The sequence below is a fragment of the Thermostichus sp. OS-CIW-32 genome (genome assembly GCF_054060415.1).
Window position 1 is genome coordinate 265,713 of the sequence record NZ_JBSSDD010000001.1, and the last position, 19,123, is coordinate 284,835.

Consider the following 19,123-nt stretch of genomic DNA (forward strand, 5'->3'; position numbering starts at 1 on the left):
TTCAGGAGTTGCCGGCACGATTTTGCAGCCACTGCTGCAACAGGGGCACCAGAGTCTCGCTGAGTTGGTTCCACTGGTCGGGCTTCTGGACGGTGGTCAGCAGCTCCACTCGCTCGCCTCGGATCACCAGAAAGCCAACTGGCTCGATGCGCACCCCACCCCCCGCTCCCCCGAACAGACTGGCCGGATCCCCGCCGTTGCCGCGACAGCCAGGAGCAGTCTTTCCAAAGTTACCCCCTCCCCCACCCAAGCCAAAATGCAAGGACATGTAAGGGACAATAATCGTCTCACCAATAGTGATCGGCTGACCAAAGGTTTGTCCCGTTTCCGCCAAAACCTTCAGCTTGCCGAGCACCGCCTCCAGCACCGATTCCACGTTGAAGTCGGATCCCATCTCCGTTGACTCGCCCACCAGACGCTCGGGCAAATGGCGCGCAGTACCTTCCCAGGCTAGTGCAGCCACGCCCAAGAGAGAAAGCCCAAGAAACTCCCCTAATCTTCGTCCGGCGAGCCGGAATAGAGATCTTCCAAACGGCTGCGAGCTTCTTCCAAGCTGGCCGAGCGAATCACCAGTAGAGGCTCCTCGGTGAGGTTGCCATCTTCATCCAGCAGCTCTGGGTGAGGGATCCGCTTGCGGGCACGACGAGGAGAGGCCTTGCGCTCTTCCACGCCCAGTGTGATGACATTGGTAACCAAGTTGCGCAGGGCCAAAAAGGCAATGGCCACAAAAGCGATGAGGTAGAGAATCTGCAGCATTACAGGTCGGGGGAGGGGTGAATCTGGCGAAATTGACGGCCCAATTCGGCACATTTCATCAGCAGGCGATGCCATTTTGCCATCAGCCCAGGGTCGATGCCAACCTCTTGATCAGAGGCCTGATAAAGCGCTTTGGCTACCTGTAGCTCCGCCTGGGCAGCCAAAACCTCTTCCAGCAAGGACTGCTGCTCTTCTGGGCTGATCAATTCCAGGGTCTCTTCCTGCAAAAAGCGGCGAGAACGCTCAAACCAGTAGCGGTAGTCCTCCAACAGTGGCCCCAGAATCTCTCGCAACAGCTCAGATTTGCTCATGGCCTGGGATCCCTCCACAACTGGTTTGGATGAAAAAATCTTAGCAGAACTTAACCTTCTCTCGCCACGGGAGAGCGGGATTCCAGGTAGGCTTCCATCTCCAGCATCAGGGCTTCGATCTGAGGCAGCAATTCCAGGGCCTGCTCTTGCCAGTAGCCCCGCTGGTGGGCTTCCAGCAGCCGCTCGCTCATGTCCCGCAGCGCCCAGGGGTTGCGGGATCGCAGGAACTGCTGGACTTGGGGATCCAATAGGTAGGCGCGGGCCAGGCCGGCGTACATGAAATCCGGCACAGCATGGGTGGTGACGTCGTAGGCAAAGAGGTAGTCCAGGGTGGCAGCCATCTCGAAGGCGCCCTTGTAGCCGTGGCGCATCACGCCGGCAATCCACTTGGGGTTGATCACGCGGGCGCGATAGACGCGGTCAATTTCTTCGGCCAGGGTGCGGATCTTAGGGTTGTGGGGACGGGCGTGATCCCCGAAGTAAATCCGCGGGTTGCGGCCCTGGAGCGTTCGCACTGCCGCCACCATCCCCCCTTGAAACTGGTAGTAGTCATCGGAGTCCAGCAGGTCGTGCTCGCGGTTGTCTTGGTTGTGGAGCACAATTTGCAGGTGGGCCAATTGCCGCCGCAGGGCTTCGGGGGCCGGCTCTCCCTCGCCATCGGCCCGGTAGGCGTAGCTGCTCCAGTTGAGGTAGGCGCGGGCCAGATCCGCTTCTGTTTCCCAGTTTTGCGCCTCGATCAGCCCCTGTAGGCCGGCCCCGTAGGCCCCTGGCTTGGAACCGAAGATGCGCAGCCGCGCCCGCTCCGCCGCTGCTTGCGTTGGGATCCCTTGCTCCTGCCAGTACTGGGTATCGGCCAGCACGTGGGCCCGCAGGGGATTGTCGGCTTCTGGCTCCTCCAGGTCAGCCACGGCCTGCACGGCCCGGTCAAACAGGGCAATCAGATTGGGAAAGGCATCGCGAAAGAAGCCAGAAATGCGCAAGGTTACATCCACACGGGGGCGGCCCAAAACCGCTACAGGCAGGATCTCGATGTCCACCACCCGTCCTCCATCCCAGCGGGGTTTGACCCCCAAGAGCGCCAGGGCCTCGGCCCAATCGTCGCCGCCAGTTCTTAGAGTTGAAGTGCCCCAAACGGATAGGCCCAGGCGACGGGGATATTCCCCCTGCTCTTGCACGTAGCGCTCCACCAGCCGCTCGGCGGCCAGTGAGCCGACCTGCCAGGCGGTGGGGGTGGGGATGGCGCGAATGTCCACCGAGTAAAAGTTGCGCCCCGTGGGCAACACGTCCACTCGGCCTCGGGTGGGGGCGCCGGAAGGGCCGCTGGGCACATAGCCGCCCCCTAGCCCATGCAGCAGGTTCTCCAGCTCCTGGGGGGTTTGCTGCAGGCGCGGCAGCAGATCCGTCTCGATCCAATGCAGCACCTGCCTGGCTGCTGGCCCCGGCGGCGGATCGTAAGGGATCCCTTGCAGCCGCTGGGCAATCCAGCGGCGGGCTTGCGCTTCCAGGGCGGCCACCCCGTCTCCGATGTGGCGAAAGTTCTCGCCCATAGACCTTGAGGTTTTCCCAGGCCGGCTGCCAGCGGCTAATTCTTCAGATAGACCGCCGCCCCTAGGCCGACCAACATTTCCTCAGGGGTAATTTTGCCATCTTGGTTGGTATCCAGGGCATCGAAAACGCGATCTGCCCCCATCCACTCCTCGCGGGTGATGAAGCCATCCCCATCCAGGTCGTAGAGGCGGAAGACATCCTGGGCGGCGTGGGTAATGGTTTCCTTGGCACCCTCCAGCTTCTGCAGCCGCTCGGTGAGCAGTTTTTCCAGCACCTCCAGCGCTTTGGAGAAGCCCTGGATCCCTTCTTCCAGCTTTTCTGAGGCCATGCGGTTTTCCCGGTGCATCTGGTCGAAGGTAGCTCGATCCATCACCAGGCGCGGGATGTCCATTTTCTTGGCTTTTTCCGGATCCAGTTTGCGCTCCAGGTAACCCTCGGTGTTCTGCAGCTCCGCCAGCAAGGCGGGCGAGATGGTCAGGAGATCACAGCCGGCCAACTCGATGATCTCCCCGATGTTGCGGAAGCTGGCCCCCATCACCTCGGTCGGATAGTCGTATTTGCGTAGATAGTTGTAAATCTGGGTTACCGATTGCACCCCCGGATCTTCGGCAGGGGGATAGCTCTCCCGGCCCGTGTGTTTCTTATACCAATCCAAGATGCGGCCCACAAAGGGCGAGATCAGCTTCACCCCCGCTTCGGCGCAGGCTATGGCTTGGTGCAAGCCAAACAACAGGGTAAGGTTGCAGTGGATCCCTTCTTTTTCCAGGATCTCGGCAGCCCGGATCCCTTCCCAAGTCGAGGCAATTTTAATCAGCACCCGCTTGGGATCCGCTCCTGCCGCCTTGTAGAGCTCGATCAAATGGCGGGCTTTGGCAACTGTGGCTTCTGTGTCGTAAGAGAGGCGGGCATCCACCTCCGTCGAGACCCGGCCAGGAATGATGGACAAAATGCGCACGCCAAAGGCCACGGCCAGTTGATCGATGGCGTGGGCCACCACGGTTTTGATGTCGGCTTTGGATCCCAGTTCTTGGCGGGCCTTGAGCAAGGTTTCATCGACAATGCCCTGGTACTGGGGCATTTGGGCAGCCGCTGTGATCAAAGAGGGATTGGTGGTGGCATCCTGCGGCTTAAAGCTCTCGATGGCGTTGATATCCCCCGTATCGGCGACCACGACAGTCATCTGTCGCAATTGCTCCAGCAAGCTCTTGCTCATGTTCGGCTCCTTGAGATTGCGCTACGCGCCGCTTCTGCGACCTAGTTTCAGTGTTACCCATCCCATTCAGGGATCCCGGTAGACATGAGATTGTCTTAATTCTCTTCTCTGGCCGGGTTCACCCCCACGGGTGTGGGGACAACTGGGCATACTCGTTTCAAACAAGATGAAGACCCTTCGCCGCTGACCCTCACCCCTTGCGGGCGAGGGGAGCTGGGGATCAACCAACCAGCTGTTCCACAGCCGTTTGCAATGACCAGGCAAAGCAAGGGGGAAACCCCAGAGGCTGCCTAGCCCGCCTGGCTGCGCAACTGCCGCAAGAGCCGCTCAAACTCCTCCGGCAGGGGAGCGGTAAACTGCAGCGGCTGGCCTGTGCGCGGGTGAACAAAGGAGAGCTTCCAGGCATGGAGAGCTTGGCCGCCCAGCTTAACAGGGCTGGTTTTGCTCTGGGTGTAGAGGGGATCCCCGACAATGGGTAGGCGCATGTGGGCAGCATGCACCCGAATTTGATGGGTGCGCCCGGTCTCCAGCTCAAACTGCATCAGGGTGTAGTTGCCCAGCCGCTCCAACACTTGCCAGTGGGTTACCGCCACTCGCCCTTGGCCAGGGGTCAGGACGGCCATTTTCTGCCGATCCACCGGGTGCCTCCCAATGGGGGCAGAGACGGTGCCTTGGCTTTGGGCCGGCCGGCCAAACACCACCCCCAAGTAGATGCGCCGGGCGGTTTTGGCCTGGATCTGGGCTTGTAGGTGCTGGTGGGCCTGATCGTGTTTGGCAATCACCAGGGCACCAGTGGTGTCTTTGTCAAGGCGATGGACAATACCTGGACGCAGCTCGCCGTTGATGCCTGAAAGATGGGGGCAGTGGGCCAGCAGGGCGTGCACCAGGGTGCCACTGGCGTGGCCGGGGGCGGGGTGCACCACCAAACCGCGGGGCTTGTTGATCACAAGCAAATCGTCATCTTCGTAAAGAATGTCCAAGGGGATCGGCTCCGGCTGCAGGGCAGTCGGGGTGGCTGGCGGGATCCGCACCTCGACTTCATCCCCAGCTTGCAGGGGGCGATCCTTATCCCGGCAGGGCTGCCCATTGAGCCAAACCTGGCCCTGGCGGATAAGCTGCTGCAGGCGCGACCGCGACAGCTCCGGCAGTTGCTCTGCCAATCCTCGATCCAGCCGCAAGCCCTGCTGTTTTTCCGTCACCCTGATCTGGCGAATGTCTGCTGCAGCCTCCTTGTGGCCCTCCATGCCGTTGTTGCCCAAATTGCCTTCTTTGACCATTGTGGCAGCCCGGCTACTTTTGCACTGAGTAAAAAAGGTCGAAGATTTGCAGCAACTTCCGCAGGCAGGTGGTGGGGGGATCTGCCTTGTCTCATCGCCTTCTAAGCCTTCTTGGGGGGATCCCTGGGCAATTTTAAGGGGCAGAAAATCCTGACTAGAGTGAGGCTATGGCCCACCAAGAATGAGTTGGGCCGAGTGTTGGCATAGGAGAGCCGGGAGCGATCCCAAGCCGACAACACAGCACACCCCAGCAATTGGCGTTGGCTCAATGGATCGCTCAATGGATCTAAGAAGGAGGTAAGGCATGTCGGATGGAGCAACCAGGGGATCCCAGCTTCAGCAACCCTCTCAACCCCAGCTTGGCTCAGAGCCGCCTTTGGTCTTGCCCCTGACGGAGGTGGGGCTGCGGGACGTTGCCCAGGTGGGCGGGAAAAACGCCTCCTTGGGAGAAATGCTGCAGCAGCTCACCTCAAAGGGGATCCAGGTGCCGACAGGATTTGCCACCACCGCCCATGCGTATCGCCAGTTCATCGCCTCTGCGGGCCTAGAGGAGAAGTTGCAGGAGATTTTCAAAGACTTAGACATTGAGAATGTCCAAAATTTGCGCGAGCGGGGCAAGGCTGCCCGCACCTTGATCTTGCAAACTCCCTTCCCCCCTCAGCTAGAGCAGGCCATCGCCGAAGCCTACCAAAAGCTGTGCGAGCGCTACGGCCCCGACACCGATGTGGCGGTGCGCTCCAGTGCCACGGCAGAAGACTTGCCGGATGCCAGCTTTGCCGGCCAGCAGGAGACCTACCTGAACGTGCGTGGAGTGCGGGCAGTGCTCAATGCCTGTCACCACTGTTTTGCCAGCTTGTTTACCGACCGGGCCATCTCCTACCGCCAGATCAAGGGCTTTGACCATTTTCAAGTAGCCCTCTCGGTGGGGGTGCAGAAGATGGTGCGCTCGGATCTGGCTTGCTCGGGGGTGATGTTCTCCATCGACCCAGAAACCGGCTTTAAAGATGCGGTGCTGATCACCGCCGCCTACGGCCTGGGGGAAAACGTGGTGCAAGGGATCGTCAACCCCGACGAATACGTGGTGTTCAAACCTACCCTCAAGCAGGGACTGCGCCCCATCCTCTCCCGCAAGCTGGGCAGCAAGGCCCTGAAGCTGGTCTACGACGAGGGGGGATCCCGTTCCACCAAAAACGTGGCCGTCCCCGAAAGCCTGCGCCGGCAATATGCCCTCAAGGACGAGGAAGTCCTGGAGCTGGCTCGCTGGGCCTGCCTGATCGAAGAGCACTACTCGGCGCTGCGGGGCCGCTTCACCCCCATGGACATCGAGTGGGCCAAAGATGGGATCACCGGCGAGCTGTTTATCGTCCAGGCCCGCCCCGAAACGGTGCAGTCGCAAAAAGGGGCCAACCAGCTGACCACCTATCGCTTCACCCAGCCTGGGGCGCAGCCCGAGCCTCTAGTGCGGGGACGGGCCGTAGGCGAGGCCATTGGCCAGGGCACAGCCCGCGTCATTTTGGATGTGCGCCGCTCGGATCAGTTTCAGGCCGGCGAGGTGCTGGTGACCGAAAAAACGGATCCCGACTGGGAGCCAATCATGAAAAAGGCCAGCGCCATCGTCACCAACCAGGGGGGCAGAACTTGCCATGCGGCCATCATCGCCCGCGAGCTGGGGATCCCGGCCATTGTGGGCTGCGGCAACGCCACGCAGGTGCTCCGTTCCGGCGAGCCCATCACCGTCTCCTGCGCCGAAGGGGAAGAAGGGCGGGTCTACCCGGGCCTGTTGCCCTATGAGGTGACGGAGATCCCGCTGGAGGAGCTGCCCCGTCCCCGCACCCAGCTGATGATGAATGTGGGCAACCCAGAAAAAGCCTTCGGCCTCAGCGGGATCCCTTGCGATGGCGTGGGGCTGGCGCGGCTGGAGTTCATCATTGCCAACCACATTCAGGTCCACCCGCTGGCTTTGCTCAACTACGAGCAGGCGGTGAAAGAGGAGCCGCGCCTGGCAGAGCTCACCGCCCAGTATGCCGACAAGCCGGAGTACTTTGTGGACAAGCTGGCCCAGGGGGTGGCCACCATTGCTGCCGCCTTTTACCCCAAGCCGGTGATCGTGCGGCTGTCGGATTTCAAGAGCAACGAGTATGCCCACCTGTTGGGGGGATCCCGCTACGAGCCCCACGAGGAAAACCCGATGATCGGCTGGCGGGGGGCTTCCCGCTACACGGATCCCCGCTACCGTGAGGGCTTTGCCTTGGAGTGTCGGGCCATGAAACGGGTGCGGGATGAGATGGGCCTGACCAACGTGATCTTGATGATCCCCTTCTGCCGCACGCCGGAAGAGGGGCACAAGGTGCTGGAAGAGATGGCCCGCCACGGCCTGGTGCGGGAAGAAAACGGCCTGCAGGTGTACGTGATGTGCGAATTGCCCAGCAATGTTATCCTGGCCGACGAGTTCTGCCAGATCTTCGACGGCTTCTCCATCGGCTCCAACGACCTCACCCAGCTCACCCTGGGGTTAGACCGCGACTCAGCCCTGGTGGCCCATCTTTTTGACGAGCGCCACGAGGCCGTCAGGCGGATGATCGCCCAGGTAATCCAGACGGTGAAAAGCCACGGGCGCAAGATCGGCATCTGCGGGCAGGCTCCCAGCGACTACCCCGACTTCGCCCGCTTCCTGGTGCAGGCGGGGATCGATTCCATCAGCCTCAACCCCGATTCCCTGCTGAAAACCCTGCTGGTGGTGGCCGAAGCAGAAGCGGCTGGCGCCCGGTGAGCCCAAAGCCGGCCCAGGGACGTGCGCGGGGATCCCGTCTCCTGAGTTACAATCTCTTCTGCTGTGTTCCCATCCCCATCGATGATCCACGAACTCTCCATGCCGGCCCTCAGCTCCACCATGGAAACGGGCAAGATCGTCGCCTGGCTGAAAAACCCCGGCGACCGGGTGGAGAAGGGAGAAAACATCCTGGTGGTGGAGTCGGACAAAGCGGACATGGATGTGGAGTCCTTCCACAGCGGCATCCTGGCCAGCATCCTCATTCCGGCAGGAGCATCGGCCCCGGTGGGCGCGCCCATCGCCCTGATTGCCGAAAGCGAAGCGGAAGTGGCCCAAGCTCAGGAAAAAGCCAAGGCCCTCTCTGCCGGAGCTGCCCCTGTGGCTCCACCTAGCGCAGACCGCGCCTCTGCAGCTCAGCCGACAAGTCCTGCCCCTGCGGCAACCCCCACCTCTACACTGCCAAATGGATCGGATGGCGCCGGATCCCAGCGGATCGTGGCTTCCCCGCGGGCGAAAAAATTGGCGGAAAGCCTGGGGATCGATCTGCGCACCGTGCGCGGCTCCGGCCCCAATGGTCGCATCGTCGCTGAAGACGTGGAGCGAGCTGCGGCCCTTTCCGCTCCTGCAGTGGCTGCCCCCTCTGCTCCAGCCCCCGCGCCTCCAACTCCTGTGGCTGTCCCCTTGGGAGAGACAGTTCCCCTCAGCACCCTACAAGCGGCGGTGGTGCGCAACATGAACGCCAGCCTTGGCGTGCCGGTGTTCCACGTCGGCTACACCATCACCACCGACAACTTGGATCAGCTGTACCAACAGGTAAAGCCTAAGGGGGTGACCCTGACGGCCCTTTTGGTCAAAGCGGTGGCCCTGACCCTGGAGAAGCATCCCCTTTTGAATGCCAGCTACACAGAAAACGGCATCCATTACAAATCGGATATCAACATCGCCGTGGCCGTGGCCATGGAGGATGGCGGGCTGATCACCCCTGTCCTAAAGCAAGCCAATCGGATTGATCTCTACGAGATCTCCCGCCGCTGGAAGGATCTGGTGGAGCGGGCGCGGCGTAAGCAACTGCAGCCAGAGGAGTACACCAGCGGCACCTTCACCCTCTCCAACCTGGGCATGTTCGGGGTGGATCGCTTCGATGCCATTTTGCCGCCTGGCCAAGGGGCCATTTTGGCCGTTGGCGCTTCTCGCCCCACGGTAGTAGCGACACCGGAAAAAGCGATTGCCATCCGCTCCCAGATGCAAGTGAACCTTACCTGTGATCACCGCGTCATCTACGGGGCTCATGCGGCGGCTTTCCTGCAGGATCTGGCCCAGTTGTTAGAACAAAATGTGGGATCCCTGACGTTGTAGCAAGCCCACCCGGCGATTCAGTAGGGGGGAATAATCCCCCTCGGTCGTGGGGAAAGAGTTGCCTCTGTAGGGTTAACCTCGGGATCCGACTCAGGCTCTTCTGGGGCAGGCATTTCTCGGCGCACCTCTTGGTCTTGTACCACCCGAAAAATCAGGGTAAAGGGGCGACCTACCTCCGCCGCCACAAATTCCTCCAGCAAAGTCACCTGCCTGGGGGTAATCGGCTCGTCTGCTCGTACCGACAGCACTACTTCTGGGGGATTGACCAACCAGTTAAACTCGCTGCGCAATAGGGTTACCCGTTGGAAGGTGATGGTTCTGTTTAGCAAGGCGGTTCGTAGCGCCCGTTCCAACCGAGATTGATACAGCAGTTGAGTCGTACTGGCTGCCAGCGGCACCAGCAACACCATCACCAAACCGAACATCCACACCAATCCAGAACGGGCCTTGTGCAAGGGGGCGTAGCCCATCAGCAAAAACGTAACCATGCAAGCCAGGGCAATCCCCAACAGGTTGGTGGAATAGAGCAGGGTTGCTCCTAGGCTGATCTCCCAGTCGGCACGGGCCAGTCCCAAACCAATCACACACACCGGCGGCATTAAGGCCACAGCAATCGCAACCCCTGCCAAACTGTCGGCGATCTCTTTACGCACCCTAGCAAAAGCGCCAATTCCCCCTGCTGCTAGCGCCACTCCCAAATCCAACAGGTTGGGTTGAGTGCGGGCCAAAATTTCGCTGCCCCAATTGGGAAGACCTACCCACCACCCCAGCAGGAAAGACACCCCCACCCCAATACCAGTTCCCACGGTCAAAGACAGGATGCCTGTACGAAACAAGACCACATTCCCATCTAAAGCCCCCATGGCCATGCCGCGAATCGGCAGCATCAAAGGAGCCACGATCATCGCCCCAATGATCACGGCCGGGCTATTGGCCAGTAACCCCAACGTGGCAATCACACAGGAGCCGAGCACCAACATCAAGTAGTTCAGGCTGAGGCGAGACTCCCGCATCAATCCCACCATCAACTCGGCATATTCTTCTGGAGTGACCAGTGGTGGCCGCCAGCGGAGAGGCTGTGGCCAACCCTGGGGTGAGGGAACCAAGCCGGTTTCTGAGCTGCTGCTAGTAGAAGGAGGGATCCTGTTCATATCCATGATTGGGTTCCCGGTCTTGGGTCTCCTTGGCGGTGTCAGGAACACACCAGCCTCGGGCTTTCAGCAGTCTAACTTGGTGGAGAGCCGCTACTCAGGATCCCCCTTTGGGAGAGTGGCGCATCAAATCTTGTACGGCCTCGGCATGGTAAGAGCTGCGGGTGAGAGGGGAGGACACCACCTGCAAAAAGCCCAGCTCTTCCCCCACCCGTCGCCAATGGTCGAACTCTTCGGGGGGAACGTAGCGCTCCACCGGCAGGTGTTTGGGGCTGGGCGCCAGGTATTGGCCGAGCGTGAGGATGTCACAACCCACCCGGCGCAGATCCCGCATCACCTGCAAGATCTCCTCGGCTGTCTCTCCCAGACCCAACATCACCCCTGACTTGGTGTACAGGCCGGGATCCCATTGCCGTGCCAACTCCAACAGTTTGAGGGAGCGCTCGTAGTTCCCTTGCGGGCGTACACGGCGATAGAGGCGGGGCACCGTTTCGGTATTGTGGTTGAGCACCGTCGGTCGGGCGGCCAAGATCTGCTGCAGCGCCTGCCAGTTACCACATAGGTCTGGGATCAAGACCTCGATGGTGGTCTGGGGCATGCGGCGGCGGATTTCCGCAATGCAGGCCACAAACTGGCTGGCTCCCCCATCGGGCAGGTCGTCCCGATTCACCGACGTAATCACCGCATGGCGCAATCCCAAGCGCTCCACTGCTTCCGCCACCCGCAGGGGTTCAGTGGCATCCAGGGGCAGAGGGCGTTTGGTGAAGTCGATATCGCAGTAGGGGCAGGCGCGGGTACAGGCCGGGCCCATGATCAAAAAGGTGGCGGTGCCGTTGGCAAAACACTCCCCCAGGTTGGGACAGGAAGCCTCTTCGCAAACCGTGTTTAGGCCCAAGTCCCGCAGCAGTTGTTTGACGGATCCCACCCGTTGAGGGGCCTTGGCCCGCAGCCAGGAGGGTTTGCTACCAGAAGAAACAACAGTCAAAGAAGCGCTCCAGCACGAAACAGCAGCGACGGTATCACTCAGCTTAGCCTGCCATTTGGCCCCGTTGGAATTTGGACAAAGCCAATTTCCCGGCCCAATTGATCCCTAGCGCCTCGGAAGCAAGACCCAAAACACGGCATACTGGAAAGCAAATGTCGAGCGATAGGGATCCCACATGGTTGTTGCTGCTCCTCCCTCTCTGGAACAACTTGCCATCAACACGATTCGCTTTTTGGCGGTGGATGCTGTTCAGAAGGCCAACTCCGGCCACCCTGGCCTGCCGATGGGAGCAGCACCCATGGCCTATGTGCTGTGGCAGCAGTTCATGAAGTTCAACCCCCGCAACCCCAAGTGGGTGGATCGGGATCGCTTTGTGCTCTCGGCGGGGCATGGCTGCATGCTGCAGTACGCGCTGCTGCACCTAACCGGCTTCGATGTAAGCCTGGAGGACATTAAGCAGTTCCGCCAGTGGGGCTCCAAAACCCCCGGCCACCCGGAAAACTTTGAAACTCCGGGGGTGGAGGTGACCACCGGCCCGCTGGGGCAAGGGGTGGGCAATGCGGTAGGGTTGGCCATTGCCGAGGCCCATCTGGCCGCCCGCTTCAACAAGCCCGGCCACACCATTGTGGATCACTACACTTACGTGATCTTGGGGGATGGCTGCAACATGGAAGGGGTGGCTTCTGAAGCAGCTTCTCTGGCCGGCCACCTGCAACTGGGCAAGCTGATCATGCTTTACGACAGCAACCACATCTCCATCGACGGCAGAACGGAAATCGCCTTTACGGAAGATGTGGGCAAACGCTATGAAGCCTACGGCTGGCATGTGCAAAAAGTAGAGGATGGCAACCACGACTTGAAAGGGATCGCCGAGGCCATCCAAAAAGCCAAGGAAGTCACCAACAAGCCGTCCTTGATTATTGTCGAGACCACCATCGGCTACGGATCCCCCAACAAGGCCGGCAGCGAGAGCGTCCATGGGGCACCCCTGGGGCCGGAAGAGGTGAAGCTCACCAAACAAAACCTGGGTTGGCCTCTGGAGCCGGAGTTTTACATCCCCGACGAGGTGCTGGCCCACTTCCGCCAGGCCATCGAAAAAGGGGCCAAGGCCGAGGCGGAGTGGAACGAGCGCTTCGCCGCCTACGAGAAGGCTTACCCCGAAGAGGCCGCCGAGTTCAAGCGCATCATGGCCGGGGAGCTGCCGGTGGGCTGGAAAGAAGCGCTGGCCCCCATTGCCGAAACCGGCAGAGAATCCACCCGCAACCTCTCCAAGTTTTGTCTGAATGCCTTGGCCAAAGCGGTGCCGGAACTGCTGGGGGGATCCGCAGATCTCGCCCACTCCAACATGACTTATCTAAAGGGGATCCCAGAGTTTCAGGCTGGATCTTACGAGGGGCGTAACTTCCGCTTTGGGGTGCGGGAACACGGCATGGGAGCCATTGCCAACGGCATGGCGCTTCATGGAGGTCTCATCCCTTACGACGCCACCTTTTTGATCTTCACCGACTACATGCGGCCTGCCATCCGCCTGTCCGCCCTCTCGCAGGTGCGAGTGCTGCACGTCATGACCCACGACTCCGTCGCCTTGGGGGAAGATGGCCCCACTCACCAGCCGGTGGAAACTTTGGCCTCCCTGCGGGCCATTCCCAATCTCTATGTGCTGCGCCCGGCAGATGCCCGCGAAACGGTGGGATCTTACCAGGTGGCCCTAGAAGCCAAGACCACCCCTTCTGTGCTGGTGTTCACCCGGCAGGCGGTCAACCCGGTGGAAGGCACCTCTGTTGAAGGCGTAGCCAAAGGGGCCTATGTGGTGGTGGATGCCCCCAATCCAGAGCTGATCTTGATCGCCACCGGCTCTGAACTGGAGCTGGCAGTGAAAGCTGCCGCCCAACTAAAGCAGGAAGGCCGGGCGGTGCGGGTGGTCTCTATGCCCTGCATGGAGCTGTTTGAGGCCCAGCCCCAGAGCTACCGAGACTCGGTTCTGCCCCCCAACGTCACCAAGCGCGTCTCCGTCGAGGCAGGCTGCACCTTCGGCTGGCACAAGTACCTGGGGTTTGAGGGGGTGGCCATTGGCATCGATCGCTTTGGCGCTTCCGCCCCCGGCCCGGTGTGTATGGAGAAGTTCGGCTTCACGGTGGAGAACGTGCTCAACACTGCCCGCCGGTTGCTGGGCTGAGGGCACTTTACCCCTTCCTCGGCGCTTTCAAGGGGCTCAGCAGGGATCCCTTCTCTGCTGGGCTTTTTTCCCTGTTGAGCCTGCTGCCCAGCGGCGTGACCCGGACAGGCGTAGCGAACCTCGCATCAACCAATCAGCAGGACTTCCAAAGCATCCGGATCTGCTTCTTTCTGTAGGGCAGCCATGGCGGAGAACGCAGTCGAGGGCGGCTTCCTGCCCCGCAGACAACACCTTTGCCTTGAGGACATCTTCAACCATGGCGGGGATGATCCTTGAAGGCAAGTTGGAAGTCGAGCAGGCTGCCACCATCGCCTTGAAATCGCCTTGAAGAAGAAACTTTGGCTTCCGCCGCCGTGCTGAGGTGCTTGTGCCGGCTGCAGACACAAACAGCTTTGCCTACTGTTTGCCTACTGTAGGAACCCCGCCAGTAAAATCACCGCGGCTCCCACGACAGCCAAAATCGTCAGCGCCCGGCCCGCGTCGGCACTGCCCTTCCACGAGAAGTTTTTCTCCGACTTTTTCGGTTCTGCTGGCATGGCCATGCCTCCCTTTGCATTGCCAACTCTAACTTAACTTCCCCCCCACGGGATCTTAGCTGGTTGGGGCATACCCTGGAAAAAACAGCAGCCATCTGGCCCGGCCAGCCGTTTTTGGGAACAATACAAGCAGGCAAGGGATCCAACTCCCACCAGTCTGGAAGCACATCCTGAGGCGAAAGCCATGAGCTATGCAGAACGGAGCAAAAGAATGGTTTTGACGTTGGCGACTCTGCTGGGCGGCTGGGTTGGCGGAGGGTTGTTGCAGGGATCCCTCTGGGTTGCCGCTCAGCCTACCTTTCAGACAGTGCCGTTGCCGCGCCTGCCTGTGGGTGTCGATCAATCGGTCTTCGATCGCCCAGTGGCCCGCTTCAACCCCGACCTGCCGGCAGAGCTGGTGATCCGCAATCGCACCGGTCTGCCTTTGGAATACGGCTTTACCGATCCCCGCCAGAAAGTCTCGGAACTGCCTGCAGGCGAAACGTTGCGCCTGAGCAACCTGTTGATCCCCAATTGCATGGCCATCAACACGCCGATGTTGGCTCCTGTGGGCTACCAGGTGAGCGTGGATCCCTTGAATGTGATCACCGTAGAGGTGCGGCTGGTCAACGATGTCTCCGGCGATCATTGCCTCGATCTGCAAGAGACAGGGGCTATTTTTGTGAATTGATATCAATAAACTGACATAAATCGATCGGCGATCGGCGGTCACGACACAAGTTAGTTGATCAAAGGGATCCCTTACATCCTCACCTACAGTCATCTTCTGGATTTTGCCAGGATGGACGTGGGATCCGGCACGGCAGATGGCAGTTGACTTTGCCCGGTTTTGACGCTGGGATTGAGTCTATTGGAGAGCCAATCAGAGGTTTAGGCGTATCGACAGGGGCCATCCCCTGTGACAGGATTCGAACAGGATATCGAGGCCGATGTTCTGCCGGACTCTGTTTAGCCTTTCTCTGGGCTTGTTGCCTGTGTAGTCTGTCTGTACTCTATCTTTTTCTTGGATGGTCTCATGAGCGATAACTTGTATTCCTGGTTTCCCCGGGCCTTGGTGATTGGCGCTGCGGTTGTGGGGTTGTCGAGCTTGCCTGCAAGGGCTCAGCAAATTACGGATCCCAGCCCAGCTCAAGCGGCCACCAATGTTGAACCTACCTCCCCAATCTCGGCTTCTTTCCGCAGCCAAGATGGCGTCAGCGTGCGCCCGGAAACGGTGAGGGTTTTCCTGGATGGCCAAGACGTCACTTCCCAGTCGGTGATTACCCGCGATTTCTTCACCTATCGCCCTGCCCAACCCCTGCCGCCGGGGCGCCGGGAAGTTCTACTGGAGTTCACCAATACCCAGGGGGTGACCCGCCGCGTGACTTGGAGCTTCACTGTGGGCAGCCCTGTCCGCGCTTCCATCGACTTAGTGGATCACAATGCCGGCAGTCGCCCTTTGGCAGCGGGAGAAATCCTGTTGGTCACCGTCAAAGGCACTCCTTCCAGCCGGGTAACGGTTTACCTCATCCAAGATGGACGGCAAGTGCAAACCCTGCCGGCTCAGGAAGTCTCCAGCGGCACCTATGTGGTGAATGCCCTAATCGAGGCGAAGGATACCACCCGTGAGGGGATCGTCGTCGCCCGCTTGGAAAATGGCGGCCAAGTGCGCTTCATGACCGCCGAACAACCGGCCCGCCTGATCGAAGGGGCCACCGGGGGCATCCAGCGGCTGACCACCCAAGAGGTTTCCGCCACGGTCAGCGCCCCTGGCCCACTCTTGCCTCAGATCACCAACCTGCAGGATGGGGATCGGGTTTCCGGCTCTTCGTTTACGCTGCAGGGCACTACAGCTCCCAATGCTTCGGTGCGGGTGAATGTAACGGCTTCGACCTCTCTGGGGGGCATCATCAGCGCCCAACAGACCGTGACCAACCAAACGGTGCAGGCAGATGCCCAGGGCCGTTTCACCATCACCGTTCGGCCTCCCATTCCGGCCTCTGGCACGGTGTATCAGGTGAATCTCACGGCCACTTCCGGCAACCAAACCAGCCCAACGGTAACCCTGCGCCTTACCCAGCAGTAGGGGTTCAAGGGATCCCAGCCCATCCCGATAGACTTCCCCCCACCCATCAGGGGATCTGGAAATCCTGGCATGTCCAGCAGTTCAAACTTCCCTCTCTTCTCCGGGAGAGGGGCTGGGGGTGAGGGCCTTATCGTTTTCCATTGCCAGGGATCCCTTGCCGGCTGGCAGGGGAGTTTTTGAGAGAGGAGACTGTAGTTGCCAGCGCCACAGGATCCCGGCCATGATCAAGGTGGGCAAAACGATCATCCCGATCACCACTGGCATTTGCTCCGGCAAGGCCAAGTAAGGGCCACCATACTTGATGGCTGTGCTGATCCCGGCAGCAGCCAGCATCAATTTTAGGGCAAACCAGACTGTTTTTCGATCCATGACTTACTTTTAATTCACGCTTTTAATTCACGATTGGCTAGGGTTGCTGACCATGGCAGTGAGAATGCCGGCAATGGTTTCCAGCTCCTCAGGTACTCGATACAGCGTTAAGTCTTGTTTGATCATCTGCTGATGGACAAGAATTTGTCCGAACTGCCAGATAGACCCCATCGTCACTGCACCGTAGATCTGAGCCTGCTGCTCCACCTGCGCCAGGGCAATCATTTCTACAGCCATTTGCACAAAGGCCCGCGTTAGATCGTCCTTTTTGGCTTCAACCACCAGCAGGATGTTCTTCCCTCGCAACAGATAATCGAGGCTGCCCTTCAACCAATTGTTGACCATCAGGGGATACTCCAGCCGCAAAGGAACTCGACAATGGAGAGCCACTTCGGTCAGCACAGGAGCCACCAGCAATTCCCGCCGCGCTGTTTCGCTGGTGAGGCTAACCAAAGGTAACAATTGTCGGATCCGATCTTTCAGAACTGGGGTTTGAGGTGGAGCAGGGGCAACAGGCCATGTCCACTCCCCAATTTCCAGTTGATAGCCGAACTGAGCCAAGATTTCATCCGGCTCGTAGGGCATCTCAAAATAAGAGCGAAAAGTATAGGATTCGTCTTCTTTAAGAATGGAGATGTTCAGCATCGGGTTCAGGAGAAGCCACGCTCAGTCTGGCACAGCTAGGGCTGCTTCAATCCGCTCTTTCAGGGTAGTCACCACTTCTTCAATGGGAATTTCCGTGGCTTGGCCGCTGGCCCGCTCGGTGAGTTCCACCTTGCCCTGTTTGAGGCTGCGCCCTGTGGTGATGCGGTAAGGGATCCCGATCAGATCCGCATCTTTGAATTTCACCCCGGCCCGCTCGTCCCGGTCATCCCAGAGGGTCTCGATGCCGGCAGTAGCGAGATCCTGCACCAGTTTCTCTGCCACGCTCATCTGCTCGGCGTCGGAGATGTTGGGCACTACCACCACCACATGATAGGGGGCAATGGCCACCGGCCAGATGATCCCGTTGGCATCGTGGGACTGTTCCACCGCCGCCTGGGCCAAGCGGGATACCCCAATGCCATAACAGCCCATCCAGAGGGGCTGCTCGGATCCCTGCTCGTCGGTAAAAGTGGCCCGCATTGGCAGCGAGAACTTGAGGCCTAGCTGAAAGATATGGCCGATCTCGATGCCACGGGCCGTTTCCAGGATCTGGTCGGGGTTGAGCAAACACCGATCCCCCGCCTGTGCCTTGCGCACATCCACCACTTCCGGCAGGGGATATTGCTCGCCCCAGTTGGCCCCCACCACGTGCTGCCCCACCTGGTTGCCGCCGGTTACGAAGTTCTGCAGCAGAGCTGCCGTCTGGTCGGCCAAGCGCAGGATCTGGGGGGCAAGGTTTTTTTGCCGGCCCAGACAGCTATCCGGCAAGTCGGGGGCAATGTAGCCCACCGGGATGGGATCCCCCTGCCAACTGTTTTGGATCTCGGCATCGGCCAAGGCGAGCTTGAGCAATTTGCTGGCTTGGTAGCGCTCTGCCAGGCGGCTGAGGTGGTTGGCCAGTTTGACCTCATTGACTTCTTGATCCCCACGGATGCTCAGTAGCACTGCCACCCGCAGGCCGTTGTCGTAGAGGGCTTGGTAGAGGACGTTTTTAACGATCAGGGTAGAGGAGATTTTTAGGAAAGCGGCCAGCTTCTCGATGGTTTCGGTTCCCGGCGTATCCAGAACCTGGAAGGCGGTGTAGGGAGACTCTGCCGCTGGCGGCGGGATGGAGACGGCCTTTTCCACATTGGCAGCATAGGAGCCATCGGGCGTGTAGAGAATCTCATCTTCTCCGGCAGAGGCCAGCACCATAAACTCCTGCGAGGCCGCCGATGGCCCCCCGATCGCCCCGGCATCAGCATCCACCACGCGAAACTCCAGCCCACAGCGCCTGAGGATGCGGCTATAGGCTCGGTACATATCCTGGTAGGTCTGGCGCAGGCTTTCCTCGTTGGCATGGAAGGAGTAGGCGTCTTTCATGATGAACTCCCGCCCTCGCATCAGGCCAAAGCGGGGTCGAATCTCATCCCGGAACTTGGTCTGGATCTGGTAGAGCGTCTGCGGCAACTGGCGATAGGAGCGGATGAGATCCCGGGCCAGCAAGGTGATCACCTCCTCATGGGTGGGGCCTAGGGCCTGCTCACGTCCCTGGCGATCCTTAAGGGCAAACATGATCCCTTCCGCCTGGGTGTACACCTCCCAGCGGCCCGACTCCCGCCAGATCTCTGCCGGCTGCAGCTGGGGCAAAAGACACTCCTGAGCGCCGATGGCGTTCATCTCCTCCCGGACAATCTCCGAGATCTTTTGCAGCACCCGCCAGAGGAGCGGCAGATAGGTGTAGATCCCTGGGGAGAGCCGCCGGATAAAGCAGCCCCGCAGCAGCAATTTGTGGCTGGGCAGCTCGGCCTCAACGGGATCCTCCCGCAGCGTTACAAACAGCATCTGGCTCAGTCTCTGGCTCTGTTGCATCCATTCCCCCCTCTGAGGACTCCTCCCGCTCGCACGATCAGCTCAAACTTTCCCGCCCTGTCTGGGATCCTCTGCCCGAGAACACAGGCCTGACCGGCAGGCCAACCTGAAGTG

The 19,123-nt window shown here is 60.0% G+C and carries 16 protein-coding genes and 1 pseudogene; 5 read left to right on the plus strand and 12 right to left on the minus strand.

All coding sequences use genetic code 11. From position 1 onward, the window contains the following. Window position 1: 1 nt before the first annotated feature. The 6 genes and pseudogenes from ACVWY8_RS01255 to ACVWY8_RS01280 form a co-directional block, all read right to left on the minus strand. Complete coding sequence (locus ACVWY8_RS01255; protein ID WP_457392296.1) at window positions 2–463, minus strand: GerW family sporulation protein; 462 nt, start codon at window positions 461–463, stop codon at window positions 2–4. Window positions 464–492: 29 nt separating this feature from the next. Next, entirely contained in the window at window positions 493–756 is a 264-nt protein-coding gene (locus tag ACVWY8_RS01260) for a DUF2973 domain-containing protein (RefSeq protein WP_414344596.1), read from the minus strand. Next, complete coding sequence (locus tag ACVWY8_RS01265; RefSeq protein WP_041436371.1) at window positions 756–1,067, minus strand: DUF2605 domain-containing protein; 312 nt, start codon at window positions 1,065–1,067, stop codon at window positions 756–758. The genes ACVWY8_RS01260 and ACVWY8_RS01265 overlap by 1 nt, the downstream gene beginning before the upstream one ends. Window positions 1,068–1,117: 50 nt before the next feature. Further along, a pseudogene (locus ACVWY8_RS01270) lies at window positions 1,118–2,602 on the minus strand (cobaltochelatase subunit CobN); the annotation flags it as partial. A gap of 47 nt (window positions 2,603–2,649) precedes the next feature. Further along, window positions 2,650–3,828: a transaldolase gene (locus ACVWY8_RS01275; RefSeq protein ID WP_457392293.1), complete on the minus strand. Its 1,179-nt coding sequence runs from the start codon at window positions 3,826–3,828 to the stop codon at window positions 2,650–2,652. Window positions 3,829–4,118: 290 nt separating this feature from the next. Beyond that, window positions 4,119–5,072, minus strand: coding sequence for an RluA family pseudouridine synthase (locus ACVWY8_RS01280; protein WP_414331111.1), 954 nt, complete (start codon window positions 5,070–5,072; stop codon window positions 4,119–4,121). 337 nt (window positions 5,073–5,409) lie between these two features. On the opposite strand from ACVWY8_RS01280, the gene ppsA reads away from it, so the two are divergent. Both ppsA and ACVWY8_RS01290 read left to right on the plus strand, forming a co-directional pair. Beyond that, on the plus strand, window positions 5,410–7,875 hold the full coding sequence (gene ppsA, locus ACVWY8_RS01285) for a phosphoenolpyruvate synthase (protein WP_457392290.1): 2,466 nt from the start codon (window positions 5,410–5,412) through the stop codon (window positions 7,873–7,875). Window positions 7,876–7,956: 81 nt separating this feature from the next. Then, on the plus strand, window positions 7,957–9,231 hold the full coding sequence (locus ACVWY8_RS01290; RefSeq protein WP_457392287.1) for a dihydrolipoamide acetyltransferase family protein: 1,275 nt from the start codon (window positions 7,957–7,959) through the stop codon (window positions 9,229–9,231). A 17-nt stretch (window positions 9,232–9,248) separates the two neighbouring features. Here the strand turns inward: ACVWY8_RS01290 and ACVWY8_RS01295 are convergent, their stop codons facing one another. Continuing rightward, the gene (locus ACVWY8_RS01295) at window positions 9,249–10,388 is read right to left on the minus strand and encodes a DUF389 domain-containing protein (RefSeq protein WP_457392284.1); all 1,140 of its coding nucleotides are present in this window, start codon (window positions 10,386–10,388) and stop codon (window positions 9,249–9,251) included. A 91-nt stretch (window positions 10,389–10,479) separates the two neighbouring features. Next, on the minus strand, window positions 10,480–11,367 hold the full coding sequence (lipA, locus tag ACVWY8_RS01300; RefSeq protein ID WP_457392281.1) for a lipoyl synthase: 888 nt from the start codon (window positions 11,365–11,367) through the stop codon (window positions 10,480–10,482). A gap of 175 nt (window positions 11,368–11,542) precedes the next feature. Here lipA and tkt point away from each other — a divergent pair, with 175 nt between their 5' ends. Beyond that, complete coding sequence (tkt, locus tag ACVWY8_RS01305) at window positions 11,543–13,543, plus strand: transketolase (protein ID WP_414421850.1); 2,001 nt, start codon at window positions 11,543–11,545, stop codon at window positions 13,541–13,543. A gap of 407 nt (window positions 13,544–13,950) precedes the next feature. Here tkt and ACVWY8_RS01310 read toward each other — a convergent pair whose 3' ends face one another. Next, complete coding sequence (locus ACVWY8_RS01310) at window positions 13,951–14,085, minus strand: hypothetical protein (protein WP_414416439.1); 135 nt, start codon at window positions 14,083–14,085, stop codon at window positions 13,951–13,953. Between the two features lie 178 nt (window positions 14,086–14,263). Between ACVWY8_RS01310 and ACVWY8_RS01315 the strand changes: the two genes are divergently transcribed. Both ACVWY8_RS01315 and ACVWY8_RS01320 read left to right on the plus strand, forming a co-directional pair. Next, window positions 14,264–14,749, plus strand: coding sequence for a hypothetical protein (locus ACVWY8_RS01315; protein ID WP_457392279.1), 486 nt, complete (start codon window positions 14,264–14,266; stop codon window positions 14,747–14,749). A 345-nt stretch (window positions 14,750–15,094) separates the two neighbouring features. After that, complete coding sequence (locus tag ACVWY8_RS01320) at window positions 15,095–16,144, plus strand: hypothetical protein (protein ID WP_457392277.1); 1,050 nt, start codon at window positions 15,095–15,097, stop codon at window positions 16,142–16,144. An 81-nt stretch (window positions 16,145–16,225) separates the two neighbouring features. Here ACVWY8_RS01320 and ACVWY8_RS01325 read toward each other — a convergent pair whose 3' ends face one another. Genes ACVWY8_RS01325 through ACVWY8_RS01335 form a run of 3 tightly spaced genes read right to left on the minus strand, consistent with a single transcriptional unit; the run spans window position 16,226 to window position 19,009 of the window. After that, a complete protein-coding gene (locus ACVWY8_RS01325) occupies window positions 16,226–16,513 on the minus strand; it encodes a hypothetical protein (RefSeq protein WP_457392276.1) in 288 nt (95 codons plus the stop codon). A gap of 27 nt (window positions 16,514–16,540) precedes the next feature. Further along, complete coding sequence (locus ACVWY8_RS01330; protein ID WP_457392273.1) at window positions 16,541–17,158, minus strand: hypothetical protein; 618 nt, start codon at window positions 17,156–17,158, stop codon at window positions 16,541–16,543. Between the two features lie 21 nt (window positions 17,159–17,179). Then, on the minus strand, window positions 17,180–19,009 hold the full coding sequence (locus ACVWY8_RS01335) for a proline--tRNA ligase (protein WP_457392271.1): 1,830 nt from the start codon (window positions 19,007–19,009) through the stop codon (window positions 17,180–17,182). Window positions 19,010–19,123 lie beyond the last annotated feature (114 nt).

What these genes read in the sequence shown, in the direction of transcription:
- ACVWY8_RS01330 (WP_457392273.1), bottom strand. Translation starts at nt 17,158, where the DNA reads ATGCTGAACATCTCCATTCTTAAAGAAGACGAATCCTATACTTTTCGC.
- tkt (WP_414421850.1), top strand. Translation starts at nt 11,543, where the DNA reads ATGGTTGTTGCTGCTCCTCCCTCTCTGGAACAACTTGCCATCAACACG.
- ACVWY8_RS01280 (WP_414331111.1), bottom strand. Translation starts at nt 5,072, where the DNA reads ATGGAGGGCCACAAGGAGGCTGCAGCAGACATTCGCCAGATCAGGGTG.
- ACVWY8_RS01295 (WP_457392284.1), bottom strand. Translation starts at nt 10,388, where the DNA reads ATGGATATGAACAGGATCCCTCCTTCTACTAGCAGCAGCTCAGAAACC.
- ACVWY8_RS01265 (WP_041436371.1), bottom strand. Translation starts at nt 1,067, where the DNA reads ATGAGCAAATCTGAGCTGTTGCGAGAGATTCTGGGGCCACTGTTGGAG.
- ACVWY8_RS01325 (WP_457392276.1), bottom strand. Translation starts at nt 16,513, where the DNA reads ATGGATCGAAAAACAGTCTGGTTTGCCCTAAAATTGATGCTGGCTGCT.
- ACVWY8_RS01320 (WP_457392277.1), top strand. Translation starts at nt 15,095, where the DNA reads ATGAGCGATAACTTGTATTCCTGGTTTCCCCGGGCCTTGGTGATTGGC.
- ACVWY8_RS01290 (WP_457392287.1), top strand. Translation starts at nt 7,957, where the DNA reads ATGATCCACGAACTCTCCATGCCGGCCCTCAGCTCCACCATGGAAACG.
- ACVWY8_RS01310 (WP_414416439.1), bottom strand. Translation starts at nt 14,085, where the DNA reads ATGGCCATGCCAGCAGAACCGAAAAAGTCGGAGAAAAACTTCTCGTGG.
- ACVWY8_RS01315 (WP_457392279.1), top strand. Translation starts at nt 14,264, where the DNA reads ATGAGCTATGCAGAACGGAGCAAAAGAATGGTTTTGACGTTGGCGACT.
- ACVWY8_RS01260 (WP_414344596.1), bottom strand. Translation starts at nt 756, where the DNA reads ATGCTGCAGATTCTCTACCTCATCGCTTTTGTGGCCATTGCCTTTTTG.
- ACVWY8_RS01275 (WP_457392293.1), bottom strand. Translation starts at nt 3,828, where the DNA reads ATGAGCAAGAGCTTGCTGGAGCAATTGCGACAGATGACTGTCGTGGTC.
- ppsA (WP_457392290.1), top strand. Translation starts at nt 5,410, where the DNA reads ATGTCGGATGGAGCAACCAGGGGATCCCAGCTTCAGCAACCCTCTCAA.
- ACVWY8_RS01335 (WP_457392271.1), bottom strand. Translation starts at nt 19,009, where the DNA reads ATGCAACAGAGCCAGAGACTGAGCCAGATGCTGTTTGTAACGCTGCGG.